This is a genomic window from Kitasatospora sp. NPDC001683, assembly GCF_053596495.1.
In genome coordinates, this window is sequence record NZ_JBSFGK010000024.1 from 36053 (window position 1) to 52425 (window position 16373).

Sequence of the window (16373 nt, forward strand, 5' to 3'; positions counted from 1 at the left end):
ATGTCCGCCCATCCCCGACGGGCCGGCCTGCTCCGTCGTCGACTGGCGCTCCCGCTGCTGACCGCCACCCTGCTGCTGCTCGCCGCCTGCGGCCCCGCCGACCCGGGCTTCGCCCTGCAGGACGACCTCGCCCAGGCCGCGCCGACCGCCACCGGCCCCGGCGCCACCCCGAGCACCCCCGCCAAGCCCAGGGCGCTGCCCACCGGCGTCCCGTACGACGTCACCCCGCTGCTCAAGCCGGGCCGCAAGTACCTCGGCGCCGCCCTGCCCGACGTGCCCGCCTCGATGGACGCGCTGCCCGGCTACACCGCCGCGATCGGCAAGCAGCCGAACATCCTGGAGTACTACGCCCACTGGAAGGGCGGCTTCGACACCGCCGGCGTGCGCCGGATCTACCAGGCCGGAGCCCTGCCCTTCATGGCCTGGGAGCCGTACGACCACTCGCTCGCCTCGATCGCGGCCGGCGACACCGACGACTACGTGCGCGGCGTGGCCAAGGCGGTCGCCAAGCTCGACCAGCCCATCGCCATCAGCATCGCCCACGAGATGAACGGCGACTGGTACCCGTGGGGCCGCAAGACCGCCAGCCCCCAGGACTTCGTCGCGGCCTGGCGCCACGTGCACGACCTGTTCGACCGGGCCGGCGCGACCAACGTGATCTGGGTCTGGAGCCCCAACATCACCGTCCCCGCGCCCAACACCCGCCTCGCGCCGTACTACCCGGGCGACGACTACGTCGACTGGGCCGGCATGACCGGCTACTTCACCAACGACAGCCCCAAGACCTTCGAGGCCCTGTACGGCGCGACGATGGCCGAGATCCGCACCTTCTGCAAGAAGCCCTTCTTCATCAGCGAGACCGCCGCCGAACAGGGCAGGCACCAGCGCGACTTCGTCGACCAGCTGTTCACCGGGCTGGAGGCGCACGACGACATCGTCGGCTTCATCTGGTTCAACATGATCAAGCGGGCGGACTGGCGGGTCGAGACCGTTCCGGACACCCTCGCCGAGTTCAAGAAGCGCGTGTCCGCCCCCCGCTACGGCTTCGACATCCGGAACCCATGATGAGCACAGAGCCCGAGTCCTCCCCCCAGCACCCCCTCGACGCCGAGCCGATCGCCCCCGATGGGGCCGCACCCCGCCGAGCCGCGGCCGTGGCCGTGGCCGTGGACAACCCCGACGGCGTCGAGCTGGCCCCGTACACCATCCCGCAGGTCCCCGCGATCGGCTGGGACCCGGCCTCCAGCCCCCGGCGGCGCTGGATCGCCCGCGGCCTGCTCGGCGCCGTCCTGGCCGTCCAGGCCGCGCTCTCGCTGCGCCTGCTCGCCGCCGCGCACCCCGACGAGGCCGCCGCCATGGTCGCCGGCCGCCAGCAGCTCGACCACCTCCTGCACGGCACCCCGGTCACCACCGACCTGCTCGACCGCGTCCCCGGCTCGCCGTGGCTGTACCCGCCGCTGGCCGGCGCCGCCGCGAACGCGGGCGGCATCTGGGGCACCCGGCTGCTCAGCCTCGGCTTCGGACTGCTCACCACGGTGCTGCTGTACTCGCTGACCCGGCGGCTGTTCAACGAACGGGTCGCCATCTGCGGCATAGCCGCCTACGCCGTGCTGCAGTCCACCGTCGTGGTCGGCTTCTACGGCGCCCCCGAGTCCCTCGCCGTCCTCCTGGTCGCCCTCACGGCCTGGCTCACGGTGCTCACCGCCCGGCGCTCACCGGCCCTGGTCCTGACCGCCGCCCCGCCCGCCGCGCTGGCCTGTGCCGTCGCGTACTCGGCGGTCCTGGCCGTCCCCGCCCTGGTCCTGCTGGCCCTCGCCTGCGCCTGGCCGCACCGCCGGCCCGGCCCGGCCGCCCTGCGCGCCCTGCTGCTGGCCGTCGGCACCGCCCTCCTGCTGCTGCCCTACGGCCAGTTGGGCAAGGTCGCGCACTGGTCCCCCGCGCACGGCAACGCCCCCGGCTCGGCCGGCTCCATCCTGCTCGGCACCCTCCAGTGGGGCGGACTGTTCACCGTCCTCGCGGTGGCCGGCACGATCTCGTACGCCCGCCGCGAGCAGATGACCGAACACGAGTCGCCCGAGGGCGAGCGCGCCGCCACCACCCGGGCGGGGCGGGTCCTGCTCGGCGCCGTGCTGACCGCCACCGCGCTGCTGATCCCCGCCGTCCACCTGTCGACCGGCACCTCCGGGGCGCTGTTCCGCCACCTCGGCTACGGCATGCTGCTCGCCACCCCGATCGCGGGGCTCGGCCTCACCCGGCTGGTCGGCGCCCACTTCCGCCACCCCCAACTCGGCATCCTGGTCTGGGTCGCGCTGCTCGCCCTCGGCATGGAGCAGTCCGCCCTGCGCTACCAGAACGGGCCCGACTCCGGCCGCCTGCTGGCCGTCCTGCGGGCCCACGCCGTTCCCCAGGGCCACTACCTCACCGAGGTCGACGGACTCGCCGAGTACTACCTCGGCAGCGTCTCCAAGCCCGAACAGTGGGTCTCCGCGCGGGCCGGGACGGACTACCGCGACGGCGCCGGAATGCAGCACCACGGCGAGGACGGCAGCACCGCCGCGATCCGGGACGGCTGGTTCACCATGGTCGTCCTCGACAGCACCGCCCCGGAGGCCACCGACCGGGCGCTGAGCGCCGCCCTGACCGCCAGCGGGCACTACCGGCTGATCGCCCAATTCACCTCCCCGACCGGCGATTCGAGTACGTACAAGGTCTACCTGAAGCACTGACGGGCCGCCCAGCCCGTCGGCGCGCACGACACGACAGGCACAACATATGGTGCCGCCGCAGTCAGCCGGCACTACATGTATGCTCACTCCTGCTGTCGATGCAGGGGAACCCGGTGAGAGTCCGGGACTGCCCCGCAGCGGTGTGCGGGCGGCCCCAACAGCCGTACCCGCGAGTCCGAGTACCTGCCGGACAGCGTGCGCCACGGCCCTCCCGCAGAGGCCGCGCCGGCACTCAGCACCACCCCTCCGGGCCTCGCGGGCGGGCCGGGGAGACACCTCGCGCGACGCGTCCCCGCGTTCGCGCCGTGCTCCCCTGCCCAGATCGGCCCGGGTGACCCCGATCACGCCGCCGATCGCCGCCAGGAGAGAGCGCCTTGACCACCGCTGCCTCAGCCACCCTGCCCACCCAGGGCTCCGGTACCGCCTTCACCGACCCGACGGTCTCCGACCCCGGAGGCGCGCTGCTGCGGCTGCTCACCGACCGCAGCGCCGACCTCACCGAGGTCGACCCCGGCCATGTCGCCGCCGCCGCGCTGCGCGGTCGCCACGCCGGCTCGGACTTCGCCGAGCTGCGCGGGCTGGCCGTGGACGCCGCCGCGTCGATGATCGCCGAGGACCCCCAGTACTCGAAGCTCGCGGCCCGCCTGCTCGCCCTGGAGATCGTCGACGAGGCGAACAGCCAGGGCTCGGTCTCCTTCTCCGCCTCGATCGCCGTCGGCCACACCGAGGGCCTGATCGGCGACACCACCGCGGCCTTCGTCGCCAAGCACGCCGCCGCCCTCGACGCCCTGATCGACACCGCGGGCGACGACCGCTTCGAGTACTTCGGCCTGCGCACCGTCCAGTCCCGCTACCTGCTGCGCCACCCGATCACCCGCAAGGTCATCGAGACCCCGCAGCACTTCCTGCTCCGCGTCGCCTGCGGCCTGGCGGTCGGCGACACCGAGCAGTCGGTGCGCGAAGTGGCCGAGCTGTACGGCCTGATGAGCCGCCTGGAGTACCTGACCTCCTCGCCGACGCTCTTCAACTCCGGCACCCGGCACCCGCAGATGTCCAGCTGCTACCTGCTCGACTCGCCGCTGGACAACCTGGACTCGATCTACAGCCGCTACGCGCAGATCGCCCGCCTGTCCAAGCACGCCGGCGGCATCGGCCTGTCCTACTCGCGCATCCGCTCGCGCGGCAGCCTGATCCGCGGCACCAACGGCAAGTCCAACGGCATCGTCCCGTTCCTGCGCACCCTCGACTCCTCGGTCGCCGCCGTCAACCAGGGCGGCCGCCGCAAGGGCGCGGCCTGCGTCTACCTGGAGACCTGGCACGCCGACATCGAGGAGTTCCTCGAGCTGCGCGACAACACCGGTGAGGAGGCGCGCCGCACCCACAACCTCAACCTGGCGCACTGGATCCCGGACGAGTTCATGCGCCGGGTCAACGCCAACGAGGACTGGTCGCTGTTCTCCCCGGCCGACGTGCCCGAACTGGTCGACCTGTGGGGAGCCGACTTCGACGAGGCCTACCGCAAGGCCGAGCTGGCCGGCAAGGCCGTGCGCACCATCCCGGCGCAGACCCTGTACGCCCGCATGATGCGCACCCTCGCGCAGACCGGCAACGGCTGGATGACCTTCAAGGACGCCTCCAACCGCGCCGCCAACCAGACCGCGCTGCCGGGCCGCACGGTGCACTCCTCCAACCTGTGCACCGAGATCCTGGAGGTCACGGACGACTCCGAGACCGCCGTCTGCAACCTGGGGTCGGTCAACCTCGGCGCGCACGTGGCTGCCGGGGCCTCAGCGGACGACCTGCTGGGCGCGATGGACTGGGAGCGGCTGGACGCCACCGTCCGTACCGCCGTGACGTTCCTCGACCGCGTGGTGGACATCAACTTCTACCCGACCGCCGAAGCCGGTACGTCCAACTCGCGCTGGCGGCCGGTCGGCCTCGGCGTGATGGGCCTGCAGGACGTCTTCTTCAAGCTGCGGATCGACTTCGACTCGGCCGAGGCGAAGCAGCTGTCCACGCTCATCTCCGAGCGCATCATGCTCACCGCCTACGAGCGCTCCGCCGACCTGGCCGAACAGCTGGGCCGTCACGAGGCCTACGGCGAGACGCGTGCGGCGCGCGGCGAGCTGCACATCGACCACTTCCCGACGGCCGCCCCCCAGTGGGCCGACCGCTGGACGGCCCTGCGCGCCCGCATCGCCGAGACCGGCCTGCGCAACTCCCTGCTGCTCGCGATCGCCCCGACCGCGACCATCGCGTCCATCGCCGGCGTGTACGAGTGCATCGAGCCGCAGGTGTCCAACCTGTTCAAGCGCGAGACGCTCTCCGGCGAGTTCCTGCAGGTCAACCCGTACCTGGTGCGGGAACTCAAGGAGCTCGGCGTCTGGGACCAGCAGACCCGCGACGCCCTGCGCGACGCCAACGGCTCGGTGCAGGAGTTCAACTGGCTGCCGGCCGAGGTCCGTTCGCTCTACCGCACGGCCTGGGAGCTGCCGCAGCGCGCGCTGATCGACCTGGCCGCGGCGCGCATGCCGTACCTGGACCAGAGCCAGTCGCTCAACCTGTTCATGGCGGCGCCGACCATCGGCAAGCTCAGCTCGATGTACGCCTACGCGTGGAAGGTCGGTCTCAAGACCACCTACTACCTGCGCTCGCGCCCGGCGACCCGCATCGCCCAGGCCGCCTCCGGCGCCGCCCGCGCCGCCGCGCCCGTGCCGGTCAACACCCCCGCCCTCACCCCGGAGCAGGAAGCCGCCATCGCCTGCTCCCTGGAGAACCCCGAGTCCTGCGAGGCCTGCCAGTAATGACTGCCGACGACCGCAAGATGCTGCTCGACCCCGGCTTCGAGCTGACCCTGCGCCCGATGCGCTACCCGTCGTTCTACGACCGGTACCGGGACGCGATCAAGAACACCTGGACCGTCGAGGAGGTGGACCTGCACTCCGACGTCGCCGACCTCGCCAAGCTCAGCGAGGGCGAGCGGCACATGATCGGCCGCCTGGTCGCCTTCTTCGCGACCGGTGACTCGATCGTCGCCAACAACGTCGTGCTGAGCCTCTACAAGCACATCAACTCCCCGGAGGCGCGCCTGTACCTGTCGCGCCAGCTGTTCGAGGAGGCCGTGCACGTCCAGTTCTATCTGACGCTGCTGGACACCTACCTGCCCGACCCGGAGGACCGCGCGGCCGCCTTCGCCGCCGTGGAGAACATCCCCTCCATCGCGCAGAAGGCCAAGTTCTGCTTCAAGTACATGAACGCGGTCGACCACATCGACTCGCTGCAGACCAAGGAGGACCGGCGGGCCTTCCTGCTGAACCTGATCTGCTTCGCCGCGTGCGTGGAAGGCCTGTTCTTCTACGGCGCGTTCGCGTACGTGTACTGGTTCCGGTCGCGCGGTCTGCTGCACGGTCTCGCGACCGGCACCAACTGGGTGTTCCGTGACGAGTCCATGCACATGGACTTCGCGTTCTCCGTGGTGGACACCGTCCGCGAGGAGGAGCCCGACCTCTTCGACGACGAGATGGCCAAGCAGGTCACGGAGATGCTGGAGGAGGCCGTCGAGGCCGAGCTCCAGTTCGCCCAGGACCTGTGCGGCGACGGCCTGCCCGGTATGAACACCGCGTCCATGCGCGAGTACCTCCAGGCGGTTGCCGACCAGCGACTCGCCCGCCTGGGCCTCCCGATCCGCTACGGGTCCACCAACCCGTTCGGCTTCATGGAGCTCCAGAACGTCCAGGAGCTGACCAACTTCTTCGAGCGTCGCGTGTCGGCGTACCAGGTCGCGGTCGAGGGCTCGGTGTCCTTCGACGACGAGTTCTAAGACAGGTCGTCCAGCGAACAGCGGAGCTGCCGAGATGGCAGCTCCGCTGTTCGCTACCCGGCGTTCAGGAGTAGCCCAGGCAATGCCCAAGCTCCAACAACGTGTGATCGAGGGCCCGTTCGGGCCGATACAGATCAGCCACGACCGCTGGCCGTCCGTCATCGCCCGCGTGCAGGGGGCGGGGATGCCCACCGTCACGGTGGTGCCCGACCGCGACCACGGCGCGATGAACATCAACGGGCACGACGTGCCGACCACCCGGGCCCGCAACCGCACCCGCACGGCTGTTGTCGGCGACCGCGCCTACGAGCTGAGGCCGACCAGCCTCCGCCGGGCCGAACTGCGCCGCAACGGCGTGCTCATCGCCCACGCCCGCGGCACCTACCGCTCGTACGCCCCGGGGAGCACCATCCCCGGCCTCGACGCCCGGGTGAACTGGTCCCAGGGCATCGACCCCACCGACGTGGCGGTCGGCCAAGCCATGCTCCTCGCCTTCGGCGCCGGCGCCCCGGGCGCGCTGCTGAGGTTCTGCCTGTTCTGGTACGACAACTTCGGCCCCAACTGACGCCTACGGAGCGAACTTCAGAGCGGGTTCGCGCAGCCACACCCACTGCTGCTCCGGAGTGACGGTGATCCCGTAGTCGTACGGCGTCGGCCGGTCGAGGGTCTCCCACTGCGACCAGGCGGTCAGCAACTCGTCCCCGATGCGGCGCGGGCCGCCTTGGTGCAGCACAGCACTGCCGTCGCCCCGCGCGGACAGGGCCGCCCACGAGGCGTTGCCGTCGTGGATCCAGGCGTTGACGCCGTCCTCGTCCCGGCCGGTGATCAGGATGGCGTCCGGGACGGCGACGCGCACCGCGAACCGCAGGTCCCAGTTGTCGGCGAGCGGGGCGAGGTCGCGTTCGACGATCCGCTCGGATTCCGGGTCGCCGGTGCCGCGCACCTGCGCGTAGCCGCCCGAGACCGGGACCGGCCCGGACCGGTCGGCCATGAACTGCCCGAGGCCCTGCACCCAGCCGCTCGCGGTACGCCCGTCGGTGGCCACCGTGAGCGCCACGTGCCCGAGCCGACCCCACGGGTAGACGATCCGCCCGCCTGGTTTGGCCGCCTCGATCCACTCGTACGGAACAGTCTCGACGGCGTAGGTCGCATGGATCCGGTCGAACGGGCCACCGGGCGGCACACTCCTCATGGCGTTGCCGACGAACACCTCGGCAGCCGCAAGCCGCTTGCGAGCGAGAACGGCAAGGCCTTCATCTATCTCGGTGGAGACGACCAAACCGGGCCCCGCGCGCCAGGCGGCGAGTGCACAACTCCAGCCCTGGCCTGTGCCGATGTCCCAAACCGTGTGGCCGGGCTCCAGCCTCAGACTGTCCAGCATGTCCGCCACCACCGAGGGCCCGGAGAGGCTCGATGAGGGAAGTCCATCGGTGACCTGGGTGACCGCCGCCGCATCCGGATCGGCGTAGAGCTCGTCCGCCCAGCCGGCCGGGTCGCTCGCACGGTCGACCGGCACGTACGAGTACCCGTCCCACCGCCACAACCGATCCGGCGCGAACGCATCACGAGGCAGCGCTGCCATGGCCTCACGGAGCCACGGCGAGTCAGCCGGCCACGCGCCCCGCTGCTCCATCACGGCGTCCATCCGCTCGCGGCGGTCAGCCAGGTCACCGCTCACTTCTTGTGCTTCCCGTCCCCCGGCGGCGGAGGCGGGACCTGCCCATCGGCGTTGCCCGGTGGTGGAGTTCCCTGCCCCGGGTCCGGCGGCGGCTTCTCGTGCTGCCCCATGCGTCGCTCCCTTCGGGCACGGACACGTTCGGGGCCCACCCTTGCGTGGCAGCAGCCCTCGATGCCAGACGCGCAAAGGCGCACCAGGGGCGCACACACCCGAGGCGCGCGCTGGCGAAGACGAAGGTGCCCCGCACGGCCACAGCCCGTGCGGGGCATCGCTGTTGGTTCAGAGGGACGGAAACTCACCACCCTTGACCCCGGCGAGGAAGGACGCCCACGCCTCAGCCGGGAAGAGCAGAGTGGGCCCATCCGGATCCTTGGAGTCTCGGACGGCCATCCCGTTCGACGCAAGGCGACCGGTCTCCACGCAATCATTCGCCTGAGCGCTGTAGCTGCTCTTGTACCAAGCCCGAACAGCCATCTCCGGTAGGGCCATTGCGCTCACACCTCTGTCTAGTCTCGTGCTCACATCTCTGCCGCGATTGCGGAGATCATATCCAGCGAGTTCGCAGGGTTCAGGGCCGAAGACCGGAGGTACTCGAAGACCAGACCATATCCGTCCAGCTCTGCTTGCTGCTCCATGTAGTGGCTGCTCGTCAGGGTCTCCAGGAAAACGGCCCCAGGATTCGGCGAGTCGGTGAACCCGAACATCACGAACGCTCCGCACGCACCAGCCGTGGCGCCGAAATCCAACGGAACAACCTGCAAGGTTACGTTCGGAAGCTGTGCAACCACGGCAAGGTGATCAAGCTGCGCTCGTTGGACATTCCTGCCTCCGACGAGACACCTGAGCACAGGCTCCCAGATGATCGCCCAAAATCTGGCCGGGTCAGGCCTGGAGAGAACCTCCTTCCGCTCCATCCGAATCTTGACGAGTTGATCGATGCGTTCCGGGCGAACAGCAGCCGGGTTGGCCTCCAGTACCGCGCGGGCATACTGCTCGGTTTGCAACAGTCCCGGCACGACCATCGATTGCCATGTGCGGATGTACCGGGCATCCCCTTCGAGTCCCAGGAAGTCCGCATAGGCCGACGGAATCGTGTCGCCGTAGTCGTGCCACCATCCGCGCTTCTTGCTATCCCTGGACAACTCCTCAAGAGCACTACGTTCATTCCCACTCACGCCGTACAGATCCAGCAAGACCCCCAGGTCCAGGCGCCGAACGCCCGACGCTCCGGTCTCTATGCGGCTGATCTTGGCGCGGGAGCACGCAAGCGCCTTCGCTGCGTCTTCGGTGCCCTTGCCCGCAGCTTCGCGGAGACGGCGAAGCTCCGAGCCGAGCCGGCGAGCACCCTCACCTCCGAGAGCGGCCGAGGCCTGTTCCTCGTCCAGGAGTTGGCCTCCGAGTGGGGCTGCTGCCCGCGCCGGGGCGGCATCGGCAAGTTCATCTGGTGCCACATCACCGCCTCCCCCGAGGCGGCCGCCGCGTGAGCGCCGTCCGGGCCGAGATCTCCGGCATCATGCTGCCGACCGTCTTCCCCAGCCTCGACCACGCCCTGCCCGTCCTCTGGGACCAGGTCCGCCGGCGCCCGATCCGCGAGGCCCACCGGGACTTCATCCGCCTGTGCATCGGCCCCGGCGGCGGCGACGGCGTCGCCCACTGCCTCGCCCGTGGCGGCCGCTGGTCCGTCACCCTCTACATCGGCGACATGACCGACTGGACGGCCCACCCGATCACCATCACCACCCACCCGGCCCCTTGAACTCGTCGTCCCCGCTCGGCATTCACGCCCGGCCGGGGACGGCCACACCCGCTCCCGGTGATCTTGTCGGGCACCCTGAGCACCCCCACCGACACCAAGTCCCCGGTCAGAGCTCGGGGTCACCTCAGGGGCCGATCGGGGTCGATCCCGATATCGGGCAGGCCCGTTGCCCAGCAGGATCGAACACGTCGCTGAGGCCCACTCAGCCGAGCTGATCCCACGGGGTGCCCCACCATGAAGCCGCTCGCCCGCCGTACCGCCGCCCTCGGTCTGGCCTGTTGCGCCCTCGTCGGCCTCACCGCCGTCTCGGGCGCCCAAGCCTTCGCCGCGAGCGGCACGGGCACGGGCTCCACCGCCGCCACGGCCTTTCCGGCCCTGGACCCCGCCGCGCTCCAGGCCGCCATCGAGACCCGGCCCTCCGACAACGCCTCCGGCGCGGTCGCCCTGGTCTCCGAGCCGGGCCAGGTGTGGAAGGGCTCCACCGTGGACAGCCAGACCGGCCGCAAGATCCCGGAGAGCGCGCACTTCCATGCCGGCAGCATCTCCAAGGTGTTCGAGACCACCGTCATCCTGCAGCTCGCGGCCGAGGGGCGGATCGACCTCGACCAGACCGTCCAGCACTACATACCGGGCCTGCTGCCCGACACCTTCGACCCGATCACCGTCCGCCAGCTGGTCAACTACACCAGCGGCCTGCCGAACGTGGACGAGGGCAAGCCCCCCGCGAGCGCCGACGAGACGATCGCCGACCGGTACGACTACCGCACCTTCGACCAGATCATCCAGCAGACCCTGCGCCCCGACGACGGCCGCCCGGCGCCCGGCCCGCACTTCGCGCCCGGCACCAAGCAGGAGTACAACTCCCTCGGCTTCCGCATCGCGGGCAAGCTCATCGAGCAGACCACCGGCAACTCCTTCAAGGACGAGGTCACCGCCCGCATCCTCAACCGTTCCTAGGGACTGAGCGGGAGTGAGGCCTGTTGCCAGGGCTTTGCTCAGCCGAACGCCCCGAACGGTCTTGGGCGTTCTGGTCGACCGCGTTCCTGCCGCGTTCGGCGCCGACGGATCGTGTCCGTGGTCCGGGTACGCGGGGGCGGTTCCCCTCACGCCCCCGGTCACCGGGTCGGGCCTGGGCGGTCCGATGCCCGTGCACATCGCTCTGGTGTGCACGGGGCGGTGCCGTCCGTCGCCTGATCCGGTGTCCGAGGGCGCGCCGTCCGATGGCCACGCTCGCCGCCTGGTGGCGGCTCACGGGGCGATCCGGTGTCGTGAGGGGCTTGTGCCAGTGCTCGGCTCCCCACACGGAGGTGTAGGCGGGATCGACCGCGATCACGCCGATTCCGGCTTCGGCGGTCATCGCGAGGAGCCGGGCGCGCAGCTTCGCGGTGGGCATGCCGTTGACGAGTTGCCGGAAGCGGCGTTTGCGGCCGTGTTTCTCGCGGGTTCTGGAGTCGGTGAAGTCCAGGTCCTCGATCGCGATCGCCTTGACGCTGGTGTCGTTCGCCCAGTGGAGCAGGCGGGTGATCGCGTGGCGGATCTGTGCGTCGCGGTGATCGGCGGTTCCGGACAGGTCGTAGTCGAAACGATGGGGCTGGCCGGTGGGGTTGCCGTGGGTGTCAAGGCGCCAGGCGGCGAGGTGGTCGGCGTTCATGTCCACGCCGATCACCTCACCGGCCCGCAGGGTTTCCAGTGGCACGACGGGGAGGTCTTTGCGCTGCCAGCTCGCGTCCAGGTACCAGCGGTCCCGCTCGACGTCCAGGTGGATGCGGTAGGCGACGGCCCGGTTCGCCTCGATACGGTCGCGCCACTCCCCACCCCGGTTGGGGGAACGACACAGTCGACGCCAGGACGTAGCGGCCGTGCGGGGCGTTGGCCAGATACGCGAGCGGAGCCGGCAACCTGATGCTGATCCCACCGGCCGGGGTGACCCGGATCGTCTCGTTCCCGTAGCGCTTGCCCGACTCCCCGTCGGCCGCCAGGAACCAGCGCGCCGCCTGCCACCGGGCGCGCCACTGCCCGATGGTCTGGCCGGTTTCGTGGAGGTTGTGCCGGTTGTTGAGGAGCTTGCGTCCTCCGCGCACCACCGACACCCGGCCCGCCTCACGGTCGGCCCTCACCCGCTCGTGCTCGCGCTCCAGGTGCTTCAGGCGGCGGGACTTGGCGTGCCACTCCCGTCGGGAGCGGTAGCCGCCGGGCCGGCGTCCGGCACCCTTCTCACCGAGCGGCAGCGCGAGGCGCTGGCGGATCGTTACGATCCCGGCTTCCAGGCCATGAAGGTGCTGCCACTGCGCACGCCGGGACAGACCCCACTGCTCGTGCGTGGCCTTCGTGATGGACCCGGCCCAGCGCGACGACGACAGCGGCGTGAGGTCCCGCTTACGGGCCGCCCACGTCTCGGCCGAGTGTTCCAGGCCGTCGGCGACGCGCCGGGCCAGGTCCCGCGAGGCGAGGGATCCGAGGTGCCCGCCCAGCAGGCGCAACACCGCGTCGTCCTCGGCGGTCAGGCCCCTGAGCCGGTCCCGGATGCACACACCCGACGCGGGATCGGCGACGAACGGCCGAGCGATCTGCCGCAACACAGCCACCCCACCCCCGATCCCCGGCGATTCCTTCGACTACGCACAGGGTGACACACACAACGGCACCAACGGCCCGAAACGGGTCAACCGAAAGCATCTCGACGACCCTTCGTCGGAAACCGACAGACTCACTCATGAACACCAAAGATCACTCAACAACTCTCAACCGCCAGCAGTTCACCACCCCTGCACCTGAACCAGACCTCGGTGCCGGAGGACGACCCGGAGATGCCCCGCCCCTACCTGCACGGCTACATGACCGCCGACAACGGCCAGGCCGTCGACACCAGCGAGCAGGGCGGCGACCCGTCCAACATGATCTCCACCACGGCCGACCTGGACCGCTTCCTGACCGCGCTGCTCCAGGGCCGCCTGCTGCCCGCCGCGCAGCAGGAAGAGCTGTTCACCCTCCCCAAGGACAACGAGGGCAAGCTCGTGCCCTTCGTCGGCGGCACCTCCTGCAACAAGGTGGCCTGCTTCGGCGCCGGACTGATGTCCACCCCGCTGCCGAACGGCGCCGTCCTCTGGGGCAAGACCGGCCACGACGACGGCTACGCCAACGGCATGTTCGCCACCCGCGACCTGTCCGTCCACGCCGTGTACTCGGTCTCCAACCTCGGCACCGACTTCGGCGCCCCGACCCCCCTCGCCAACCGCCTGCTGATGGCGGTCCTGGCCCCCGCCACCTCGCACGGCTGAGCCTGACCGTTGCACGGGAAGTCGGCCCCGCCGACTTCCCGTGCACCCGCGTCAGCCGTGGTCCTCCCAGTCCGGGGCGCAGAACCGGGCCCCGGTGACCACGGCGTCCCCGGCACGGTCGGCCCGCACGTACAGGTTGGTGCCGTCCGGCCCCTGGTCCCCGGCACAGCCGATGCGCAGGCCCAGGTCGCGCTCCTCGACGTACCGGACGACGGCCGCGTCGACCTCCGAAACCGGCCTGCCGATCAGCTCGATGCCCTCGAAGGCGACCCGCGGCCCGGTGCGCCCGTGCACGGTCACGGCGCCCAGGGTGGGGACGCCCTCCGGGTGCCAGTAGTGGGCCGTCACCCCGGCCCGGTCGAAGCGGTCCTCCTCCAGGCACCATGGTTCGGCCCCGCGCCAAGCCCAGGCGTACCGCCCTCGCCGCACGGCCGGCGCGTCACCGCCCAGCGCGGCGACCACCTGCGAAGGGCTCATCCCGAACCGCAGCGGACCGACGCCCTCCAGCGGCGTGCAGTCCCAGCGCGGCCGGTCCCGGTCGGCCCGCACCGGCCAGTCCCCGGGGTTCGCGTCCCACTCCTGGACGTTGCGCCAGCTCTTGACCGGCTCGCTCCGGTACGGGTCCTCGGCCGGCTCGGGGCCGACGAACAGGGCGTCCGTGACCATCCGGTCCGTCCGCTCCGCGTATCCCTCGGGCGACAGCGCCCACCCCTTCCCGGCGCCCATCGACAGCCCCCAGGCCGCCACCTCCGGATCGCCGCTCCAGTTCACCCGCACCGAAACCCCCTCCCGGTGGGCGAGTTCGACGAGGTCCGCGCGCACCTCGGACGGAACCCGGTCGATCAGCTCGACCTCCCCCAGCCGCACCAGCGGACCGGACAGCGCGTCGACCGCCACCGCGACCAGCCGCGGCCCCGGCCCGTAGATCGCGGTCACCTCGAAGCCGTCGTACCGCTGCCAGGACAGGCTGTCCTCCAGCCCCTGCGACACATAGGCGATGGCCCCGCCCAGCGCATCCCGGACCTGATCCGGGCTCATCCCGAACCGCAGCGGCCCGACCCCCACCAGCGGATCGAGCACCCACCGCTCCCGCTCCTCCCCCGGCTTCCTCGTCCACCACTTCACCAGGCCATACCCCCGCGAGATCGCTCCACCGGACCCCGGCACGACCCGCCGGTGATCTTGCGGGCCACCCTAAGCACCCCCACCGACAACCGGCCCCGCTCAGAACGGGAGCAGCCCCCTCCCATGGCCCAGCGCACGGGAAGTCGGCCCCGCCGACCTCCCGTGCGTCCGCCCCGGTCAGACCGTGTACCGCACGCCGGTCAGCCGCTCCGACAGCTCCCACAGCCGCCGCCCGGTCTCCGGGTCGACGGCCCTCGGAGCCGGCCGCACCACCTTCGGGGCGCCGCGCAGCTCGCCCATCCCGCCGGGGCCGATGAACTGCCCGCCCAACGCCCGCGGGTCGGTCGCCGCGAACAGCTGCGGCAGCGCGCCCCGGTCGGGGGTCTGGGCGAGCGGGATCAGGACGCGGCCGAACAGCAGCCGCACCGGGCCGACCGCACGGGCCTGGATGTTGGTGGCGGCGTAGCCGGGGTGGGCGAGCAGGCTGTGGACCGGGCTGCCGGCGGCGGCGAGGCGCCGGTGGAGCTCCAAGCCGAAGACGGCGTTGGCGAGCTTCGACTGGTTGTAGTAGCCCATCGGCGAGTACCCGCGCTCGCCGGAGAGGTCGTCGAAGAACAGCCGCCCCTGCCGGTGGTTGGAGGAGCTCACCGTGACCACCCGGGGGTCCCTCCCGCCAGCCAGCAGGTCGAGCAGCAGCCCGGTGAGCGCGAAGTGGCCGAGGTGGTTGGCGGCGAACTGCAGCTCGTGGCCCTGGGCGCTGAGCGTGCGCGGCGGCGCCAGCACTCCGGCGTTGTTGACGAGGGCGTCCGGGCGGACGCCGTCCGCGCGCAGCCGTTCGGCGAAGGCGCGGACGGAGTCGAGGTCGGCCAGGTCGAGGCGGCGCACCTCCAACCGCGCCCCCGGCTGGTCGGCGGTGATCTCCGCGACCGCGCGCCGCCCCTTGGTCTCGTCGCGGACGGCGAGGATCACCTCGCCACCGCGCCGGGCGATCGCGCGGGTGGTCGCCAGTCCGAGGCCACTGTTCGCCCCGGTGACGACGAACAGCCGTCCGGTCTGGTCCGGAATCCGCTCCACGCCCCATGCCTGATGTCTCGTCACGCGTCACACGCTGCCGTCTATGTCACCAAGTGTCAAGCACGACTCCTCACGCCAGAAACGGCCCCACGTGTAGCATCGCTGGGTGACCACCCTCCCCGCCCCGAGCCTCGCCGAACGCAAGCGCCGGCTCGTCGCCGACGAGCTCACCAAGGCCGCCCTGAGCCTGCTGGTCCAGCAGGGGTTCGACGCGGTCACCGTCGACGAGATCGCCGCCTCCGCCGGCATGTCCAAGCGGACGTTCTTCCGCTACTTCGCGTCCAAGGAGGACGTGGTCGTCCGGTTCCTGGCGGAGCTGGGCGCCGGCATGCGCGCCGAACTCGCCGCCCGGCCCGCCGGGGAGAGCCCCTCCACCGCCCTGCGGCACACCGTCCGGGCCGCCATCGACGCCTGCGCCGGCCACGCCGACCACGTCGGCCTGGCCGGCCGCGCCGACCACGCCCGTCAGACCCTGCGCGTGGTGCAGCTGATCCTCGGCACCCCGGCCCTGCACGCCCGCTTCCTGGAACGCCAGGCCAACTGGCGCGAGGAGCTGGCCGCCGAACTCGCCACCCGGCTCGGCCTGGACCTCGCGACCAGCCTCTACCCCCGGCTCGCCGCCGGCACCGCCCTGACCGCCTTCGACGTCGTGCTCCAGCGCTGGAGCGCCGGTGACGGCACCGACGACCCGGCCGCACTGACCGACCAGGCCTTCGCCGCCGTCGCCCCCGCCCTGGACGCCACCCCGCGCTGACGGCCAACCCACCGGCCCCCGAAGAGCGTTCGCACCGGCCGGAGGCGGGAAGCCGCCCCCGCGCTCCACCCGTTCGGCTGAACTCCCGAGCCACACCGGCACCACACGCATACGCACGACCGCCCCCCGGCTACGGTCCGGCGCACAGTCGAACGAAAGGGG

14 protein-coding genes, 1 pseudogene and 1 riboswitch are annotated in these 16373 nt (G+C 71.3%); of the genes and pseudogenes, 9 read left to right on the forward strand and 6 right to left on the reverse strand.

Annotated elements, in window-relative coordinates:
• The 5 genes from ACWCYO_RS15565 (at position 1) to ACWCYO_RS15585 (ending at position 7111) form a co-directional block, all read left to right on the forward strand.
• Positions 1 to 1065 carry a glycoside hydrolase family 26 protein gene (locus ACWCYO_RS15565; protein ID WP_270144230.1) on the forward strand — a complete coding sequence of 355 codons (1065 nt, stop codon included), beginning with the start codon at positions 1 to 3 and terminating at the stop codon, positions 1063 to 1065.
• Positions 1062 to 2726 (forward strand): glycosyltransferase family 39 protein, encoded by a 1665-nt coding sequence (locus ACWCYO_RS15570; RefSeq protein WP_449784513.1) that lies wholly within the window; start codon positions 1062 to 1064, stop codon positions 2724 to 2726. The genes ACWCYO_RS15565 and ACWCYO_RS15570 overlap by 4 nt, the downstream gene beginning before the upstream one ends.
• A gap of 72 nt (positions 2727 to 2798) precedes the next feature.
• Positions 2799 to 2931, forward strand: a riboswitch (cobalamin riboswitch).
• Between the two features lie 193 nt (positions 2932 to 3124).
• Positions 3125 to 5530 (forward strand): ribonucleoside-diphosphate reductase subunit alpha, encoded by a 2406-nt coding sequence (locus ACWCYO_RS15575; protein ID WP_449784533.1) that lies wholly within the window; start codon positions 3125 to 3127, stop codon positions 5528 to 5530.
• A complete protein-coding gene (locus ACWCYO_RS15580) occupies positions 5530 to 6546 on the forward strand; it encodes a ribonucleotide-diphosphate reductase subunit beta (protein ID WP_270144234.1) in 1017 nt (338 codons plus the stop codon). Before ACWCYO_RS15575 ends, ACWCYO_RS15580 begins: the two co-directional genes overlap by 1 nt.
• An 82-nt stretch (positions 6547 to 6628) precedes the next feature.
• On the forward strand, positions 6629 to 7111 hold the full coding sequence (locus ACWCYO_RS15585) for a hypothetical protein (RefSeq protein WP_270144236.1): 483 nt from the start codon (positions 6629 to 6631) through the stop codon (positions 7109 to 7111).
• A 3-nt stretch (positions 7112 to 7114) separates the two neighbouring features.
• On the opposite strand, the gene ACWCYO_RS15590 is transcribed toward ACWCYO_RS15585, so the two are convergent.
• The 3 genes from ACWCYO_RS15590 to ACWCYO_RS15600 form a co-directional block, all read right to left on the reverse strand.
• Positions 7115 to 8128 carry a protein-L-isoaspartate O-methyltransferase family protein gene (locus ACWCYO_RS15590; protein WP_449784514.1) on the reverse strand — a complete coding sequence of 338 codons (1014 nt, stop codon included), beginning with the start codon at positions 8126 to 8128 and terminating at the stop codon, positions 7115 to 7117.
• 375 nt (positions 8129 to 8503) lie between these two features.
• Entirely contained in the window at positions 8504 to 8713 is a 210-nt protein-coding gene (locus ACWCYO_RS15595; protein ID WP_449784515.1) for a DUF397 domain-containing protein, read from the reverse strand.
• A gap of 29 nt (positions 8714 to 8742) precedes the next feature.
• On the reverse strand, positions 8743 to 9609 hold the full coding sequence (locus tag ACWCYO_RS15600; protein WP_270151007.1) for a helix-turn-helix domain-containing protein: 867 nt from the start codon (positions 9607 to 9609) through the stop codon (positions 8743 to 8745).
• Between the two features lie 95 nt (positions 9610 to 9704).
• Here ACWCYO_RS15600 and ACWCYO_RS15605 point away from each other — a divergent pair, with 95 nt between their 5' ends.
• Together ACWCYO_RS15605 and ACWCYO_RS15610 are read left to right on the forward strand one after the other, a co-directional pair.
• Positions 9705 to 9980, forward strand: coding sequence for a hypothetical protein (locus tag ACWCYO_RS15605; RefSeq protein ID WP_270144242.1), 276 nt, complete (start codon positions 9705 to 9707; stop codon positions 9978 to 9980).
• Between the two features lie 234 nt (positions 9981 to 10214).
• Positions 10215 to 10937: a serine hydrolase domain-containing protein gene (locus ACWCYO_RS15610; RefSeq protein WP_449784516.1), complete on the forward strand. Its 723-nt coding sequence runs from the start codon at positions 10215 to 10217 to the stop codon at positions 10935 to 10937.
• A 42-nt stretch (positions 10938 to 10979) separates the two neighbouring features.
• Here the strand turns inward: ACWCYO_RS15610 and ACWCYO_RS15615 are convergent.
• A pseudogene (locus ACWCYO_RS15615) lies at positions 10980 to 12565 on the reverse strand (IS200/IS605 family accessory protein TnpB-related protein); the annotation flags it as partial.
• A gap of 186 nt (positions 12566 to 12751) precedes the next feature.
• Between ACWCYO_RS15615 and ACWCYO_RS15620 the strand changes: the two are divergent.
• Complete coding sequence (locus ACWCYO_RS15620; RefSeq protein WP_449784534.1) at positions 12752 to 13258, forward strand: serine hydrolase; 507 nt, start codon at positions 12752 to 12754, stop codon at positions 13256 to 13258.
• Positions 13259 to 13309: 51 nt separating this feature from the next.
• Here ACWCYO_RS15620 and ACWCYO_RS15625 read toward each other — a convergent pair whose 3' ends face one another.
• Both ACWCYO_RS15625 and ACWCYO_RS15630 read right to left on the reverse strand, forming a co-directional pair.
• The gene (locus ACWCYO_RS15625; RefSeq protein ID WP_270144247.1) at positions 13310 to 14338 is read right to left on the reverse strand and encodes a hypothetical protein; all 1029 of its coding nucleotides are present in this window, start codon (positions 14336 to 14338) and stop codon (positions 13310 to 13312) included.
• A gap of 222 nt (positions 14339 to 14560) precedes the next feature.
• Positions 14561 to 15481 (reverse strand): oxidoreductase, encoded by a 921-nt coding sequence (locus ACWCYO_RS15630; protein WP_449784517.1) that lies wholly within the window; start codon positions 15479 to 15481, stop codon positions 14561 to 14563.
• An 82-nt stretch (positions 15482 to 15563) separates the two neighbouring features.
• On the opposite strand from ACWCYO_RS15630, the gene ACWCYO_RS15635 reads away from it, so the two are divergent.
• Positions 15564 to 16211 (forward strand): TetR family transcriptional regulator, encoded by a 648-nt coding sequence (locus tag ACWCYO_RS15635; protein WP_270144251.1) that lies wholly within the window; start codon positions 15564 to 15566, stop codon positions 16209 to 16211.
• Positions 16212 to 16373: the final 162 nt, after the last annotated feature.